Source organism: Desulfitispora alkaliphila, from assembly GCF_050433185.1.
Lineage (GTDB): Bacteria > Bacillota > Desulfitisporia > Desulfitisporales > Desulfitisporaceae > Desulfitispora > Desulfitispora alkaliphila.
The window spans coordinates 1-1,904 of the sequence record NZ_JBNPXS010000084.1 but is presented as its reverse complement, the minus strand read 5'-3'; the positions used below and the strand labels follow the sequence as shown (position 1 = coordinate 1,904).

At 42.8% G+C, this 1,904-nt stretch carries 1 protein-coding gene; it reads left to right on the top strand.

Features of this window, described 5'->3' with window-relative positions:
• Positions 1 to 406 precede the first annotated feature (406 nt).
• Entirely contained in the window at positions 407 to 1,825 is a 1,419-nt protein-coding gene (gene ltrA / locus GGQ84_RS15420; RefSeq protein ID WP_429163705.1) for a group II intron reverse transcriptase/maturase, read from the top strand.
• Positions 1,826 to 1,904: the final 79 nt, after the last annotated feature.

Here is a 1,904-nt window from a genome sequence, read left to right as displayed (position 1 = left end):
GTGTGCCCGGCACGGGCGGTAACTTGGCGGTGAAAGTCCGCTGTGGGCTTGGTAGTGGGAACCACTAGCCAATGACAAGGGTGTCCATCGCGAGGTGGAATCTGAAGGAAGTCGGAGGCAAAATCTCGGTCTGATGAACAAGAACCAGATAAGGCTGAATAGGGGTGGATGAGTTTGCATAACAAAACAAAGTCCAACACTACCCGAACCCCTTACAGTATATCTGGCAGATATATGAGATGAAAGTTACCGCTCTTACCCGGGGAGGTCTCAAGGATATGCTATGGAGATGAAATTCAAAATGGCAACTTACACAGTGATGTGTGACTGAACCTTGAGAAGTCAGCAGAGGTCATAGTACCAAGATGGATGCATACATCTTGGGAAGGACCGAACATTGAGGAGGATGAAGAATTTGAGGGTTTCAAGTGATATGCAACGACAGCAGAAAACTTCATATGAAGACTCTAGTGCAAAGAATAGGTTGGAAACTGAAGGTATGCACAGAGTGCCTAGTGTGTCCTTGGCATCCCCGAAGGAAGCATCTAGTGCAAGCTCTGATAATCTCATAGAACAGATACTTTCTAGAGAAAACATGACCAAAGCTCTGGAAAGAGTAGAGAAAAACAAGGGCAGTCATGGAGTAGATGGAATGAGGGTTGATGAACTTCGACCCTTCCTGAAGCAAGAATGGATGTCCATCAAGGAAAGTATCCTAATGGGTAAATACAAGCCCAATGCTGTAAGAAGAGTTGAAATTCCAAAACCAGATGGAGGTGTTAGACTTCTAGGAATACCCACCGTACTAGACAGGCTAATCCAGCAAGCAATAGCACAAGTCCTAACAGGAATATTCGACCCACACTTTTCGGGCAACAGTTATGGTTTCAGACCAGGCAAAAGCGCCCATGAAGCTGTCCTGCAAGCAAAGGAGTATATGAACCAAGGGTATAAATATGTAGTGGACATAGACTTGGAGAAATTCTTCGACAGAGTGAACCATGACATATTAATGCACAGAATATCTAAAAGAGTAAAGGACAAAAGAGTGCTTAAACTAATCCGTCGATACCTACAGTCAGGAATTCTGCTAGATGGGATAGTAGTCAAAAGTGAAGAAGGGACCCCGCAAGGAGGCCCATTAAGTCCCCTCTTAGCAAACATCCTGCTGGACGATCTAGATAAAGAACTGGAAAAGAGAGGGCACAAATTCTGTAGATATGCTGACGATGTTAACATATACACTAAATCAAAAAGAGCAGGACAACGAGTCATGGAAAGTGTGACAGCCTATCTAGAAAAGAAACTAAGACTAAAAGTCAACAAAGAAAAGAGCGCAGTGGATAGACCAACTAGAAGGAAATTTCTAGGGTTCTCTTTCTACACTGCAAAGGGCGGATACAACATAAGAATTCACCCCAAATCCATAAAGAGACTTAAGGACAAGGTTAGAGCAATCACAGCAAGAAATTGGAGCACAAGCATGGAAGGAAGAATTAAAAAGCTCAACCAAGTAACAGTGGGCTGGATGAACTACTTTGCGTTAGCAAATGCAAAGAACATAGCTAAGAGTCTTGACGAATGGATTAGAAGAAGACTTCGAATGTGCATATGGAAGCAATGGAAAAAGCCAAAGACCAGAATTAAGAACCTAACAAAATTCGGCATACCTAAGCACAAAGCCTATGAGTGGGGAAATACAAGAAAAGGCTACTGGCGAATAGCCAACAGCCCAATTCTTTCTAGAAGTTTAACTAACGAATATTTCAACTCATTATCTTATCAGAGCCTATCGGCTAGATATCGGAAAATGCAATTAACTTAATGAACCGCCAAGTACCGAACGGTATGCTTGGTGGTGTGAGAGGACGGTAGATAAAATAATTATCTACCTCCTACTCGAT